This is a genomic window from Actinomycetospora aeridis, assembly GCF_037400275.1.
Taxonomy (GTDB): domain Bacteria; phylum Actinomycetota; class Actinomycetes; order Mycobacteriales; family Pseudonocardiaceae; genus Actinomycetospora; species Actinomycetospora aeridis.
This window is the reverse complement of record NZ_JBBEGL010000003.1, coordinates 500,341-514,222: the sequence shown is the minus strand read 5'-3', so window position 1 is coordinate 514,222 and position 13,882 is coordinate 500,341. Positions and strand designations below refer to the sequence as shown.

Genomic DNA, 13,882 nt, shown 5'->3' with positions numbered 1-13,882 from the left:
CCGGCTCACGTGTCCGCCATCTCCGCCATCTCCTCGGTCACCACCGAGGACGTGTCGGGGACGCGCAGGTCCTTGGCCTTCTTGTCCGCCATCGCCAGCAGACGCCGTATCCGGCCGGCCACCGCGTCCTTGGTCATGGGCGGGTCGGCGAGCTGGCCCAGCTCCTCCAGCGACGCCTGCTCGTGCTCGACGCGCAGGCGGCCGGCCTGCACCAGGTGATCGGGGACCTCGTCGGCGAGCAGCTCGAGCGCCCGGCTCACGCGTGCCGAGGCCGTCACCGCGGCCTTCACCGAGCGCCGCAGGTTGGCGTCGTCGAAGTTCGCGAGGCGGTTCGCGGTCGCGCGCACCTCGCGGCGCATGCGCCGCTCCTCCCACGCGAGCACCGAGGTGTGCGCGCCGAGGCGGGTGAGCAGCGCGCCGATCGCGTCGCCGTCGCGCACCACCACGCGGTCGGCGCCGCGCACCTCACGGGCCTTGGCCACCACGCCGAGCCGCCGGGCGGCGCCGACGAGCGCCATCGCGGCCTCCATGCCCGGGCAGGTGATCTCCAGCGCCGAGCTGCGCCCGGGCTCGGTGAGCGAGCCGTGGGCCAGGAACGCCCCGCGCCACGCGGCCTCGGCGTCGCACACGCCTCCGGAGACGACCTGCGGGGGCAGGCCGCGGACCGGGCGACCGCGGGGGTCGAGCAGGCCGGTCTGGCGCGCGAGCGAGTCGCCGTCCGCGGCGACCCGCACGACGTAGCGCGTGCCCTTGCGCAGCCCGCCCTGGGACAGGACGTGCACCTCGGGGTTGTGCCCGTAGAGGTCGTGGATCTCGCCGCGCAGGCGGCGGGCGCCGGCGCCGGTGTCGAGCTCCGCCTCGACGACGACCCGTCCGCCGACGATGTGCAGGCCCCCGCCGAAGCGCAGGAGGGCCGCCACCTCGGCGCGCCGGCAGCAGGTCTTCGTCACCGCGAGCCGGCTGAGTTCGTCCTTGACCGCAGCGGTCATGGCCACCTTCGGTCCTCCTCCTGGTGCGGGCGGGCAGGGTCGTGGGTGGGGTCCGGCGCGCCGTCGGCGCCGGTGCCGTTCGTCGCCGGTCCGGTCGAGGGGTGCTCGACCCGGTGGTGGGCGGCGTCGGCGAGGGCCGACGCGAGGGCGTCGGCGTCGTGCTTCGGGCTGCCGTCGGAGGCCCCGACGGAGGTCAGCAGGGTCTCCGCGCCGAACGCCTCGGCGCCGCGGCGCAGCAGGTCGGGCTCGGGCACGGCGTCGGTGTCGGCGACGACCACGTCGAGACGCAGCCGCGGCGCGTGCGCGGCGAGCACCTCGAGGTGCTGCTCGGGCGAGAAGCCCGCGGTCTCGCCGGGCTGCGGGGCGAGGTTGAGCACGAGCACCTTGCGGGCCTCGCTCTCGACCAGCGCGGTGAACAGCTCGGGGACCAGCAGGTGCGGCAGCACGCTCGAGAACCAGGACCCCGGCCCGAGGGTGATCACGTCCGCCGCCCGCAGGGCGTCGCACGCCTCCGGGCACGCCTTGGGTCGACGCGGGTCGAGGCGCACCTGCTGCACGCGGCCGGGCGTCGTCGCCACGGCGACCTGGCCGCGGATGCGGTGGGCGACGTCGCGGTCCTGATCGCCTCCGCTCGGTCCCCGGATGCCGGTGACGTCGGCCTCGATGTCCACCGGCTGCGTGCTCATCGGCAGCACCCGGCCGGTGACGCCCAGCAGGTGGCAGGCCTGGTCGAGCGCGGCCACCGGGTCGTCGAGGACCTCCAGCAGCCCGGCCAGTACGAGGTTGCCGACCGCGTGCCCGGCGAGGGCGCCGTGCCCGCCGTAGCGGTGCTCGAACACCCGCTGCCACAGCGTGTTCTCCGGGCCCGGGTCCACCTGGCCGGCCAGCGCGCCCAGGGCCATCCGCAGGTCGCCGAGCGGGAGGATGTCCAGCTCGCGGCGGATCCGCCCCGACGAGCCGCCGTCGTCGGCGACCACGACCACGGCGGTGATGTCGTCGGTGAGCCGGCGCAGGGCGGAGAGGGTGGCGTGCAGTCCGTGGCCCCCGCCGAGGGCCACGGCCCGCAGCGGCCTCGACGATCCCGCCGGGTTCACTCGCGCCCCACGTCGCGGTGCGACACCGTCACCCGCACGCCGTCCTCGCCGGTCATGCGCCGGGCGAGCTCCTCGGCGACCGCGACGCTGCGGTGCTTGCCGCCGGTGCAGCCCACCGCGACGGTGAGGTAGCGCTTGCCCTCGCGCCGGTAGCCCGCGCCGACCAGGCGCAGCAGCTCGAGGTAGCGGTCGAGGAACTCCTCGGCGCCCTCCTGGGAGAGCACGTAGTCGCGGACCTCGGCCTCCCGGCCGTCGTGCTCGCGCAGCTCGGGGATCCAGTGCGGGTTGGGCAGGAAGCGCATGTCCACCACCAGGTCGGCGTCCGGCGGCAGCCCGTGCTTGTAGCCGAACGAGACGACGGTGACGCTGTGCCCGACGTCCGCGGCCTCGTCGCCGAAGGCCGCCTCGATGGCCGCGCGCAGCTGGTGCACCGAACGGTTCGAGGTGTCGACGACGAGGTCGGCCTGGTCGTGCAGCGGGGCCAGCAGCTCGCGCTCGGCGCGGATCCCGTCGGAGAGGCGCCCGTCGCCCTGCAGCGGGTGGGACCGGCGGTTGGACTCGAAGCGCCGGATGAGCACGGCGTCCGAGGCGTCCAGGAACAGCACCCGCGGGCGGTGGCCCCGCGCGTCCAGCTCCTTGATCACCGCACCCAGGTCGGCGGTGAACGCGCGGCTGCGCACGTCCATCACCACCGCGATGCGGGTGACCTGCCCGGACGAGCGCGCGCCCAGGTCGACCATCGTCTCGATGAGCTCCGGCGGCAGGTTGTCCACGACGAACCAGCCGAGGTCCTCGAGCACCTTGGCGGCCGTGCTGCGCCCGGCCCCCGAGAGCCCCGAGACGATCGCGACCTCGATCCCGCCCGGGTGCGCGGGGTGGTCTGCGCGTCCGGTCATGAGCTCCCCCCGTCCTTGATGGTCGAGCTCCGCTGCCCTATCGGCGTGCTCCCCTTGATGTCTCCGTCGTTGAGTGCCGCCAGGACCGCCTCGGCGGTGCGCCGGCCGACGCCGGGCACCTCGGTGATGGCCTCCACCGAGGCGGCGCGCAGCTTCTTGACCGAGCCGAAGTGCTTGAGCAGGGCGGTGCGCCGGGCCTCGCCCAGCCCGGGCACCCCGTCGAGCGCCGACGCGGTCATCCGCGTCGAACGCTTCTGGCGGTGGTAGGTGATCGCGAAGCGGTGGGCCTCGTCGCGGATGCGCTGGAGCAGGTAGAGCGCCTCGCTCTGGCGCGGCAGGATCGCCGGGTCCTCCTCGCCGGGCAGCCAGACCTCCTCGAGGCGCTTGGCCAGCCCGACCACCGCGACGTCGGTGACGCCCAGCTCGCCGAGCACCTCGGCCGCGGCCGCCACCTGCGGCGCGCCGCCGTCGACCACCAGCAGGTTCGGCGGGTAGGCGAACTTGCGCGGACGCCCGGTGGTGGGGTCGATGCCGGGCAGCGGCCCGTCGTCGGCCGGGTCGATCTCGCCCGACGCCGGGGCGCCGTCGCTGGTCTCCCCCGCGCACGCCGTGTCCGTGTGGTCGGGGGCCTCCTCGGCGGTCTCCTTGAGGTAGCGGGCGAAGCGCCGGCGCACGACCTCGGCGATGGCCGCGACGTCGCCGCCCTCCGCGCCGCCACGGATCGAGTAGCGCCGGTAGTCGGCCTTCTTCGCCAGCCCGTCCTCGAACACCACGAGGCTCGCCACCACGTCGGAGCCCTGGACGTGCGAGACGTCGGTGCACTCGATGCGCAGGGGCGCGGTGTCGAGGCCCAGCTGCTCCTGGAGCTCCTCGAGCGCCGCGCTGCGCGCCGTGAGGTCGCCGGCACGACGCAGCTTGTGCCGCGTCAGCTCCTCGGTGGCGTTGCGCTCGACGGTCTCGGCGAGCGTGCGCTTGTCGCCGCGCTGGGCCACGCGCAGCGACACCCGCGAGCCACGCAGCTCGGAGAGCCACTGCGAGATCGCCGCCGAGTCCGGGGGCAGCGCGGGCACGAGCACCTCGCGCGGCACGGGCTGGGCGGCGTCGTCGGCCGAGCCCGCGAGCGCGGCCTGCTCGCCGTAGAACTGCGAGAGGAACTGGCCGACGAGGTCGGCGACGTCGCTGTCGGCCTCGGTCTCGACCACCCACCCGCGCTGGCCGCGCACGCGGCCGCCCCGGACGTGGAACACCTGGACCGCGGCCTCGAGCTCGTCGGTGGCGAAGGCGACGACGTCGGCGTCGGTGCCGTCGCCGAGCACGACCGCCTGCTTCTCGACGACCCGCTTCAGCGCGCCGGCGTCGTCACGCAGCCGGGCGGCCTTCTCGAAGTCCATCTCGGCGGCCGCGACCTGCATGTCCTTCTCGATACGGCCGATGAGCTGGTCGGTGTGGCCGCCGAGGAAGTCGCAGAAGTCGAGCACGATGTCGCGGTGCTCCTCGGCGCTGACCCGCCCGACGCACGGCGCCGCGCACTTGTCGATGTAGCCGAGCATGCACGGGCGCCCGATCTGGCCGTGGCGCTTGAACACCCCGCTCGAGCACTGGCGGGCCGGGAAGACCCGGGTGAGGAGCTTGACCGTCTCGCGGATGGCCCAGGCGTGGGCGTACGGACCGAAGTAGCGCACGCCCTTGCGCCGCGGGCCCCGGTAGACCCGCAGCTGGGGGTACTCCTCGTTGAGCGTCACCGCGAGGACCGGGTAGGTCTTGTCGTCGCGGTAGCGCACGTTGAAGCGCGGGTCGTACTCCTTGATCCAGTTGTACTCGAGCTGGAGGGCCTCGACCTCGGTGTGGACCACCGTCCACTGCACCGCCGCCGCCGAGGTGACCATCCGCCGCGTGCGGGGGTGCAGGCCGGCGATGTCGGCGAAGTAGGAGTTCAGCCTGCTGCGCAGGCTCTTGGCCTTGCCCACGTAGATGACGCGCCCGTTCTCGTCGGAGAACCGGTACACGCCGGGCGCCTCCGGGATGGTCCCCGGCGCGGGTCGGTACGTCTGCGGGTCGGCCATGGTGACCCCCAGCGTAGGCGCGTCCGTCCGGCTGGTCGGCGTGCACCCGGATGGGTGGAATCGGCGTGTCGCCCGGCGTGTCCCCGGCGTGTCTCCGTGCCCCGCGGCGTGTCGTCGGGTCAGCCGCGGACCAGCGCCGCACCCTCCGTGATCGCCCGCAGCTTCATCTCCGCGACCGTCGGCCCGACCCGCCCGAAGCCCACGAACGTCCCGAAGCCGCAGTCGGTGCCGGCCATGACGCGGTCGGTGCCGACGAGGCGGGTGTAGCGCTCCAGGCGCTGCGCGATGAGGCGCGGGTGCTCGACGATGTTGTTCAGGGTGTCCACGACGCCGGGCAGCAGGACCTTGTCCTCGGGGATCGTCATCTCCGCGACGTCGGCCCACTCGTGCTCGTGGCGGGGGTTGGCGGCCTCGAAGGAGATCGTCTGCGGACGGCCGGCGAGCACGGGAGGGAGCAGCTCGGCGAGCGGGGCGTCGCGGTGGTGCGGGCCCTCGTAGTTGCCCCAGCACAGGTGCAGCCGCACGCGCGAGGGGTCGATGCCCTCGAGGGCCCGGTCGATGGCCGCCATGTGGCGCTCGGCGAAGCCGACGAGGCCCCGCTTCTCGACCTCGTCCCGGCACCAGAACTGCGTGTGACCGGCCATGGGGATGTCCGGGCAGTCGAGCTGCAGCACCAGCCCGGCGTCGACGATCGCCCGGTACTCCTCGGCCATCGCGTCGGCGAGGGCGTCGAGGTAGCTGTCGTAGTCCGGGTAGTGCAGGTTCGGGCTGCAGGTCGCGATGCAGCCCGGCGACGCGGCCGGCATGAACGCGCCGCCCGGGCCCACGTGCCCGACCTTGTCCAGCGCGAGCTTCAGGGTGTCGATGTCACGACGCGCGGCCGCGGCACCGACGTAGCGCACCGGGCCCTCGCAGTTCGCCGGCATGATGTGCGCGCCGGCCTCCCCGCCGTACTGCGCGATCGCCAGCTCGGGCGCGGCCTCCAGGTCGTCGATGCTCCAGGCGCCGGCCTGGCCGCCGAAGCCCTCGAGCCGCTCGCTGACGTAGTTGACGAACCCCGGCTTGCCCATCTCCCCGTCGGAGACGACGTCGATGCCCGCGCCGTGCTGCATCGCGACGACGTCGTGGACGGCGTCGGTGATCGCGGCCTCGAGCTCGCCCGCGTCGCCGCCGCCCTCCTGGTGGAGGTACATGAGCCGGGTCAGGGTGTCGGGGCGGGGCAGGCTGCCGACGTGGGTGGTGCGCACGGTCATGATCGGTTCCTCGGGGTGTCAGGAAGTGGCTGAGGTGAAGGTGTCGGGCGCGAAGCCCTCGAGCGCGGCGATCTTGGTGAGGACGGTCAGCCGGTCCGGGCGCGGCACCGTCGGGTCGAGCTGCTGGTAGACGTTCAGCACGTTCTGCGCGAGACGGCCGTGCTCGGGCAGGTCGGCGAACTTCCCGAGCTCGATCGACCCGATGGCCGCGTCGACGTCGAGGCCGTCCTCGTAGCGCTGGCGGGCCTGCTCCTCGACGGTCACGAGGTACTCGCGCATCAGCGACACCTCGGCCTTGCCGCTGACCGGGCCGTGGCCAGGAACGATCGTCGTGACCTCGAGGTCGAGGATGCGGTCGAGCGCGGCGATCCACCGGTCGATCGGACCGGCCCACGCGATCGGGGTGCCGCCGACGAACAGGATGTCGCCGGCGTAGAGCAGCCGGGCGTCCGGCACGTGGACGATGACGTCGCCGGGCGTGTGGGCGGGGCCGACCTGGATCAGCCGGACCTCGCGGCCCCCGACGTCGACGCTCTCCTCCCCCGTGAACGTCCGGTCCGGCCCCGTGGCCGTGATCCCGTCCAGCGCGAACGGCCCGAAGATGTGCCGCGCGAAGTCGCCGAGCGTGCCGTCGAGGCGCTTCACCAGCGCCACGGCGTCGACCGTCTCCTGCGTCATCAGCTCGGCGGCCGCGGCCGACGCGATGATCTCGACGTCACGGGAGGCGACGAGCTCGTTGCCGTTGATGTGGTCGGGGTCGGAGTGGGTGTTGACCAGCGTCCCGAGCGGGTGCGCGTCGGTGACCGGCCGCAGCCCCTCGAGCATCTCCCGGGTCAGCGGGAGGTCGAACAGCGTGTCGACCAGCAGCGACGTGCCCGACCCCGTCACCACCCCGGCGTTGCTCCAGCCCCAGCTGCCGTCGGGCTGCAGCCAGGCGTGGCATCCGTCGCCGAGGTCGTGGAGTCCTTTGCGGTAGTCCAGGGCGCTCACGGCCGGTCCTCTCCCCAGGTCCATGAATCCGTACTCGGGTGCGGATTCCGATGCGGAACCTAGGGCAGGGTGTGACGCGAATCAACACTGGAGTACAGGTTCGTACGCGGCGTGGTGGGACGTGTACGGCGCGCGAGACGGTCGCGGGCGTCGGTGAGCCGGGCACCGCGCTCGTGCAGCACGTCCCCCATCGCCACGATCCACCGCGTCACGACCCGCAGCTCCTCGTCGGTGAACCCGTCCTGTCGGGCGGCGAGCTGCTCGGTGAGCCGCCGCCACGGCGCCGTCTCCCCCGGCGGGGCCACGGCCGCGACGACGGTCCGGCGCCGGTCCTCGTCGTCCTGCCAGCGCACCGCGCGCCCGAGGGCCACGAGGCGATCGACCACCGTCGTCGTCCCGGACCGGGTGAGCCCGAGCCGCTCGGCCAGCGCCGTCATCGAGATCGCCCGCGGCCGGTCGACCAGCTGGAGACAGGCGAGCTCGACCTCCCGCAGCCCGAGGAGCCGCGCCTGCTCGTGGTGGTGGCGCCGGAGGGCGACGGCCAGCCGGCCGACGAGGGCCTCGGCGGGCCAGCGACGGTCGGCCAGGCGATCGCGCTCGAGCCGTGCCTGCGCCTCCGCCTCGTCCACCGGCCCCTCCCTCGCACGTCGCTCGACACGCTACGGACGCGAGGCCGCGGCCGGGGGTCGCTTCGCGGAACCCGCGAGGACGTCATTGCTCTAACGAAAACGCTTCGAGGATCGAAGCGTTCTCACCACAGAACCACCAGCGGGCCGGGACGACGCCGGAGCTCACACTCGCCAGGAGTCGCCGCTCTAACGGAAACGCTTCGAAATTCGAAGCGTTCTCAGCAAAGAGCGGACGGGAAAGCCGGACTACGCCGGGCCCACGGTCACCAGGCCGTCTTCACTCTGACAAGAACGCTTCGAGTATCGAAGCGTTTCCGCCACAGAGCTACCGGGACTACCCAGGACGACGACGGCCCGCGAGCCGAGGGGCTCGCGGGCCGTGTCGTGGGATGGTCCGGTCAGGCGGAGGGCGTCGCGTCCGCCGGCGCGGGCTCGCCGGGGCGACGGCCGAGGACGTCGGTGAAGAACGCCTCGAGGTCGGTCGGCCGGCCGGCGGCGTCGAGGGTGGGGTGCTCGCGTCGCCCGGCGGTCGCGTCGTCGACCGCCGTCTCGACGAGGGCCCGCTCCTCGGAGCTCACGACGAGGTAGCCGCGCAGCGAGCCGTGCCACGGCCGGCGCCACTGGAGGTAGGTCAGGTCCGTGTCGTCGATGTCCTGCACTTCGACGCGGTTGCCGAGCCACTGGAGGTCGCTCATGGGGTTCTCCTCTACGGCCGGGGAGCGGTGCCGACGGTCTCGGGTGGGAACGACGTCGGCCCCTCGCGGCTCCTCTCAGGCTGACCGCTCGCGTACTCCCCGTAAACCGTCGGCGACGTCGCGTAGCTCACCCCGTCGCGTGGATCACCCGGACGGTGGAGTCCTACCGGGTGTCGAGAACGATATAGCCCTCGGCGAGCCGCTCCGGGCCGAACTCCGCCGCCTTGGCCTGCGACCGGCCCCAGGCCCACATCCGCCCGGCCAGGTCGTCCATGTGCGCCGTCTGGCTCTTGTGCGCGCGCAGCGCCTCCACCTTGCGCTCGTAGGCCTCGGTGGTGTCCACGTAGTGATCGGCGCCGTCGCCCATGTGGCTGATCCACACCTCCGCGACGGTGTGCGCCGTCAGCCCCTCGTCGGCGAGGAGCTCGGGGTGGGCGAACGGGTTGCGGGCGTCGGGATAGACCGCGCACATCACGGCCTCGCCCGCGGCGGTGTGGTCCGGGTGGCTGCCGTACATCGAGCGCAGGTTCCGCGTCGGCGACTGCGTGACCACGCGGTCGGGACGGACCTGCCGGATGACGCGCGCGAGATCGCGGCGCAGCTCGTGGGTGACGTAGAGCCGCCCGTCCGGCCAGCCGAGGAAGTGGAACTCGTCCACGCCGAGGATCGCGCCCGCCGCGCGCTGCTCGTCGCGGCGCAGCGTCGCCATGTCGGTGCGGGTGACCTCCTCGTCGAACCCGCCGGCGTCGCCGTCGGTGATGAGGCAGTAGGCGACGCGGTGGCCCTCGCCGGTCCAGGTGGCGACCGACCCGCCGTTGCCGAAGTCGATGTCGTCGGGGTGCGCGACCATCATCAGGATGGTCAGCGGCTCGGTGACCTCGGAGTGGGTCTGATCGGGCTGCACGCTCCCAGTCCTACCCCACCCCACCGACGGGCGGCTCCCCGAGTCGCCGGTAGAGCGGGCGCAGCACCTCGCGCGCGTCGCTCCGGTCGTCGAGGGCCAGGGGCGGGAGGTCGTCGAGCAGGGCGTCGGAGGCCGGGGCGCGGGCGGGCGCCGGCGGCTCGGGGATCGGCACGCCGGGGCGGTGGAAGCGGTCGAGGAGGTCCTCGAGCGCCGTGGGCACCCCCGCCCCCGCGTCGCGGCGGTCCCGCAGCTCGGCCAGCAGCGTCACCCGGTCGCGGCCGCGCCAGCGCAGCAGGGCGAACGGGTCGACGTCGAACTCCTCGGCCGCGAGGTAGGCGACGGCGGCGAGGTGCTTGCACGGCACCGACCAGTCCGGGCACGAGCAGTCCATCGGCAGCTCGCCCGAGCCCTGCGGGAACAGCGAGAGCCCCACGCGCGCCAGGACGTCCTCGAGGTCGTCGGGCACCTCGCCCGCGAGCAGCGCGGCGGCGTACCAGGAGTCGGCGGCCAGCGCGTCCAGCACGGCGTCCCAGGCCTCGTCGGCCCACGGACGCAGCCCGAGCCGGGCCCGGTACGGCTCGTCGCGGCTGCCCTGGACGGTGGCGGTGATCGCGCCGGGCTCGATCGCGAGGTCGACCACCTGCCCCGCGCGGGCGTACGTCTTGCCGCGCGAGAGGCGCCCGCCGACGCCGAGCGCGGTGAGCACCGCGAGGAAGCGCCCCGACCACCACGACTCGCCGATCTCGCCGCGCCGGCTGCGGGCGACGATGCCGTCCTCGACGGGCTTGCGCTGGCCGAACTCGCTGAACTTCTCGGGGAAGCGCTCCGAGAACCGCGGACCCGAGCGCGTCTCACGCACCATCGTCGTCGTCGCCCTCCTCCGGGTCCTCCGGCTCGGCGTCGAGCGTCAGCACCTTCGCGAGCTCGTCGGTGGACAGGTCGGTCAGCCAGTCCTCGCCGTCGCGCACCGCGAGGTCGGCGAGGGCCCGCTTGTTCGCGACGAGCTCGTCGATCCGCTCCTCCAGCGTGCCCGCACACACGAGCTTGCGGACACCGACCGTGCGGCGCTGGCCGATCCGGAAGGCGCGGTCGGTGGCCTGGTCCTCGACGGCGGGGTTCCACCAGCGGTCGAGGTGCACGACGTGCTGGGCGGCCGTGAGCGTGATCCCCGTGCCCCCGGCGCGCAGCGAGAGCAGGAAGAGCGAGGGCCCGTCCCCGCTCTGGAACCGCTCCACCATCGTGTCACGTGCCTTCCGCGAGACCCCGCCGTGCAGCCAGGCCACCTCGGTGTCGAACCGGGCGGCGAGGTGCGGGGCGAGCAGGTCGCCGAACGCCGCGAACTGCGTGAACAGCAGCGCCTTGTCGCCCGCGGCGAGCACCTCGGCGAGGATCTCCTCGAGCCGCGCGATCTTCCCGGAGCGCCGCCCGACCGGGGAGCCGTCGTGCAGGAGCAGCGCGGGGTGGTCGCACACCTGCTTGAGCTTGGTCATCGCCGCGAGCACCCGGCCCCGGCGCTCGATGCCCGGCTCCACGTCGTCGAGCTTGTCCAGCATCTCGTCGACGACGACGCGGTAGAGCGAGGCCTGCTCGCCGGTCAGCCCGCAGCGCTCGACCGTCTCGATCTTCTCGGGGAGGTCGTCGACGACGGTCGGGTCGGTCTTGAGCCGCCGCAGCAGGAAGGGGCGCGTGCGCCGGCGCAGGTCCTCGGCGACGTCCACCCGGCCGTGCCGTTCGACGGGCACGGCGTAGCGCTCGCGGAAGGCGGTGGCGCTCCCGAGCATGCCCGGGTTCACCGCGTCCATGATCGACCAGAGCTCGGCGAGGCGGTTCTCCACCGGCGTGCCCGTCAGCGCGAGGCGGTGCCCGGCGTCGAGACGCCGGACGGCCTTCGCGGCGCGCGAGCGGTTGTTCTTCACCATCTGCGCCTCGTCGAGCACGACGCGGTGCCAGGCGATCTCGGCGAGGTCGTCGGTGTCACGGACGAGGGTGCCGTAGGAGGTGACGACGAGGTCGGCGTCGCCGGCCTTGCCGGCGGGATCGGCGCGCCCGGCGCCGTGGTGCACCGCGACCCGCAGCTCCGGGACGAACCGCGCGGCCTCGCGGGCCCACGTGGAGACCACGGAGGTGGGGCAGACGAGCAGCGTCGGACCCGGGTCCCCTTCCGCGCGCTCGTGGGCCTCCAGCGCGAGGACCTGCAGCGTCTTGCCCAGCCCCATGTCGTCGGCGAGCACGCCACCGAGCCGCAGCCCGGCGAGGAACGCGAGCCAGGACAGCCCGCGGCGCTGGTAGGGCCGCAGGGTGGCGCGCACGCCGGACGGGGTGTCGAGGGGCTCGAGGGTGGTGCCGCCGGCGAGGAGGTCGCCGAGCTCGCCCTCGAGGCGCAGCGACTCCACCGGCAGCGGCGCGGGGACGTCGTCGGGGTGCGTGGTCGCGAGGTGCAGGACGTCGCCGACGGTCGGGCGGTCGCGGCGTTCGGCGAGGAACGCCAGCCCGTCGCGCAGGCGGTCGGCGTCGAGGGAGACCCAGCGCCCGCGCAGGCGCACGAGCGGCGCCTTCGCGCGGATCAGGGCGTCCATCTCGTCGTCGGTGAGCTCCTCACCGTCGACCGCCAGGCGCCACGAGAAGTCGACGAGGTCGTCCTTGCCGATCTTCGCTCCGGTCTCGACGACGCCGTCGGGGCGCTCGGCGTGCCCGCCGGCGGCCGCGAGACCCAGCCGCGCCGGACCGGCCCGCCAGCCCGCGGGCAGCAGGACACCGAAGCCGGCCCGGTCGAGGTCGGCGGCGACGTGCGCGAGGAAGTGGTGGGCGCCCGCGAGGTCGAGGTCCATCCCGCCGGGGCGCGGGACCCGCAGGGCCTCGCCGAGCTCGGGGTAGACGCGGGCGGCGCGCCCGAGCTCGCCCAGCAGCACCTCGGCGGGGTCGTCGAGCCAGCGCCGCAGCGCCGTGGGGTCGCGCCACACGGTGTCGGCGTCGACGGTGAGGCTGAGGTCCTGGGCCGACTGCAGGGCGAAGGTCAGGCGGAAGACGGGCTCCGGGTCGTCGAGCGCGTGGTGGAACTCGTCCGCGACCACCTCGTCGAGGCGGAACGACGCCCGGGCCGGCCCGGCGTGCGGGGCGCCGACGACGGCCCAGCGACGCAGGCCGGCGACGAGCGCGCCGGGCGGGGCGGGGTCGCCCAGCACCGGCGCGTCGCCGAGCGCGTGCGCCCAGTCCGGGGCGGCGGCGAGCTCCTCGGTGCCGGTGATCCGCGCGCGGGCGTGGGCGTCGACGGCGGCGGCGAGCGCGGCCTCGACGACCCCGGTGGCGCTCGCCGTCCCCTCCCCCGGCACGCGCTCGCAGCGGCAGACCGGCGGCAGCGCGGCGGCCAGGGTGTCGGCGGCGACGAGGTCGGGGCCCTGCAGCACGGGGCGCCAGACGAGCCGGTCGATCCGGGTCGAGCTCCGCTTCGCTGCGTCTCCCCCGTCGTCCTCGTCCGGCGCGGGCAGCAGGCGCCCCCGGGTGACCAGGTCGGCGGCGAGGGCGTCGACCGCCCGGAGGGCCGCCACCGACGGGCTCGCCCGCGTCCCCTCCGGCGGCGTCGGCGGTCCGACGCCCGGCGGGAGCTCGAGCACCGGGACGGTCCAGTCGGCGAGGACCGGGGCGCCGGCGTGGGGCCCGGTCTCGCCGCGGTCGAGGTCGTCGGAGTCCCGCGGCGCGTCCGGGTCCGAGGGCAGGGCGAGGACCGCGACGCCCGCCGTCGCCGTCGGGATGTCCCAGACGGCGGCGAGCCGCTCGGCGGGCACCGCGAACGGGTGCGGACGGGCGCCCCGGCGGGCCCGGCTCGTGCTGCGGGCCGGGAGGTCGGGGTCCTCGGCCCAGAGACAGACGCCGCGCCCCGGGGACCACAGGGCGTGCAGGGCGAGCACGCCGCTCAGGACACCTGCACCGTCCCGTTCGCGACGCTCACCGGCACCTCGGTGAGCCCGGTCTCGGCCGGGCCCTTGCGCACCGCGCCCGTCGCCGCGTCGAACTGGCTGAAGTGGTTCGGGCAGGTGATGACGCCGTTCTCGGGCGGGTCGACCGTGGTGCCCTGGTGCGGGCAGGACGCGTCGAAGCCCTTGAACTGCCCGGCGGTGGGCTGCACGAGGAGGATCGTGCGGTCCCCGACCGTGGTGACGGTGCCGCCGCCGACCGGGATGCGGGCGACGGGCGTCCCGCCGGCGGCCGTCGGCTCCGGGCTCGCGGGGGCCGCGGCCGGCGCGCCGCCCGAGGAGCAGGCGGCCAGCGCTGCGGGGGCGCCGAGGGCCACCGCGAGCCCGCAGAGGACCGTGCGGCGGCTGGGACCGGTGGTGGTGGGCACCGAGAACCTCCGTGATCGTCGGGGAGACCC

12 protein-coding genes are annotated in these 13,882 nt (G+C 74.6%); all 12 read right to left on the bottom strand.

Annotation, left to right across the window (positions count from 1 at the left end):
* Positions 1-5 precede the first annotated feature (5 nt).
* The 12 genes from whiA to WCD41_RS12940 all read right to left on the bottom strand — a co-directional run bounded on the left by whiA (position 6) and on the right by WCD41_RS12940 (position 13,852).
* Positions 6-995 (bottom strand): DNA-binding protein WhiA, encoded by a 990-nt coding sequence (gene whiA, locus WCD41_RS12995; protein WP_337713843.1) that lies wholly within the window; start codon positions 993-995, stop codon positions 6-8.
* Positions 986-2,056 carry a gluconeogenesis factor YvcK family protein gene (locus WCD41_RS12990; RefSeq protein ID WP_337714217.1) on the bottom strand — a complete coding sequence of 357 codons (1,071 nt, stop codon included), beginning with the start codon at positions 2,054-2,056 and terminating at the stop codon, positions 986-988. The genes whiA and WCD41_RS12990 overlap by 10 nt, the downstream gene beginning before the upstream one ends.
* A gap of 23 nt (positions 2,057-2,079) precedes the next feature.
* Positions 2,080-2,979 carry an RNase adapter RapZ gene (rapZ, locus tag WCD41_RS12985; protein WP_337713842.1) on the bottom strand — a complete coding sequence of 300 codons (900 nt, stop codon included), beginning with the start codon at positions 2,977-2,979 and terminating at the stop codon, positions 2,080-2,082.
* Complete coding sequence (gene uvrC / locus WCD41_RS12980) at positions 2,976-5,042, bottom strand: excinuclease ABC subunit UvrC (RefSeq protein ID WP_337713841.1); 2,067 nt, start codon at positions 5,040-5,042, stop codon at positions 2,976-2,978. The genes rapZ and uvrC overlap by 4 nt, the downstream gene beginning before the upstream one ends.
* A gap of 119 nt (positions 5,043-5,161) precedes the next feature.
* Entirely contained in the window at positions 5,162-6,295 is a 1,134-nt protein-coding gene (locus tag WCD41_RS12975) for a cobalamin-independent methionine synthase II family protein (protein WP_337713840.1), read from the bottom strand.
* A gap of 18 nt (positions 6,296-6,313) precedes the next feature.
* Positions 6,314-7,285 carry an MBL fold metallo-hydrolase gene (locus tag WCD41_RS12970; RefSeq protein ID WP_337713839.1) on the bottom strand — a complete coding sequence of 324 codons (972 nt, stop codon included), beginning with the start codon at positions 7,283-7,285 and terminating at the stop codon, positions 6,314-6,316.
* A 59-nt stretch (positions 7,286-7,344) separates the two neighbouring features.
* Positions 7,345-7,914, bottom strand: a complete 570-nt coding sequence (locus WCD41_RS12965) for a MarR family winged helix-turn-helix transcriptional regulator (protein ID WP_337713838.1) — start codon at positions 7,912-7,914, stop codon at positions 7,345-7,347.
* A gap of 398 nt (positions 7,915-8,312) precedes the next feature.
* Positions 8,313-8,609, bottom strand: coding sequence for a hypothetical protein (locus WCD41_RS12960; RefSeq protein ID WP_337713837.1), 297 nt, complete (start codon positions 8,607-8,609; stop codon positions 8,313-8,315).
* A 163-nt stretch (positions 8,610-8,772) separates the two neighbouring features.
* Entirely contained in the window at positions 8,773-9,513 is a 741-nt protein-coding gene (locus tag WCD41_RS12955) for a PIG-L deacetylase family protein (RefSeq protein WP_337713836.1), read from the bottom strand.
* 10 nt (positions 9,514-9,523) lie between these two features.
* Complete coding sequence (locus WCD41_RS12950; protein WP_337713835.1) at positions 9,524-10,375, bottom strand: SWIM zinc finger family protein; 852 nt, start codon at positions 10,373-10,375, stop codon at positions 9,524-9,526.
* Positions 10,365-13,418: a DEAD/DEAH box helicase gene (locus tag WCD41_RS12945; protein WP_337713834.1), complete on the bottom strand. Its 3,054-nt coding sequence runs from the start codon at positions 13,416-13,418 to the stop codon at positions 10,365-10,367. The genes WCD41_RS12950 and WCD41_RS12945 overlap by 11 nt, the downstream gene beginning before the upstream one ends.
* Positions 13,419-13,423: 5 nt before the next feature.
* Complete coding sequence (locus WCD41_RS12940; protein WP_337713833.1) at positions 13,424-13,852, bottom strand: Rieske (2Fe-2S) protein; 429 nt, start codon at positions 13,850-13,852, stop codon at positions 13,424-13,426.
* Between the last annotated feature and the right edge of the window lie 30 nt (positions 13,853-13,882).

Excerpts from the sequence above, each read along its gene's own strand:
- WCD41_RS12975 (WP_337713840.1), bottom strand. The coding sequence starts at position 6,295 with ATGACCGTGCGCACCACCCACGTCGGCAGCCTGCCCCGCCCCGACACC.
- uvrC (WP_337713841.1), bottom strand. The coding sequence starts at position 5,042 with ATGGCCGACCCGCAGACGTACCGACCCGCGCCGGGGACCATCCCGGAG.
- rapZ (WP_337713842.1), bottom strand. The coding sequence starts at position 2,979 with ATGACCGGACGCGCAGACCACCCCGCGCACCCGGGCGGGATCGAGGTC.
- WCD41_RS12950 (WP_337713835.1), bottom strand. The coding sequence starts at position 10,375 with ATGGTGCGTGAGACGCGCTCGGGTCCGCGGTTCTCGGAGCGCTTCCCC.
- WCD41_RS12960 (WP_337713837.1), bottom strand. The coding sequence starts at position 8,609 with ATGAGCGACCTCCAGTGGCTCGGCAACCGCGTCGAAGTGCAGGACATC.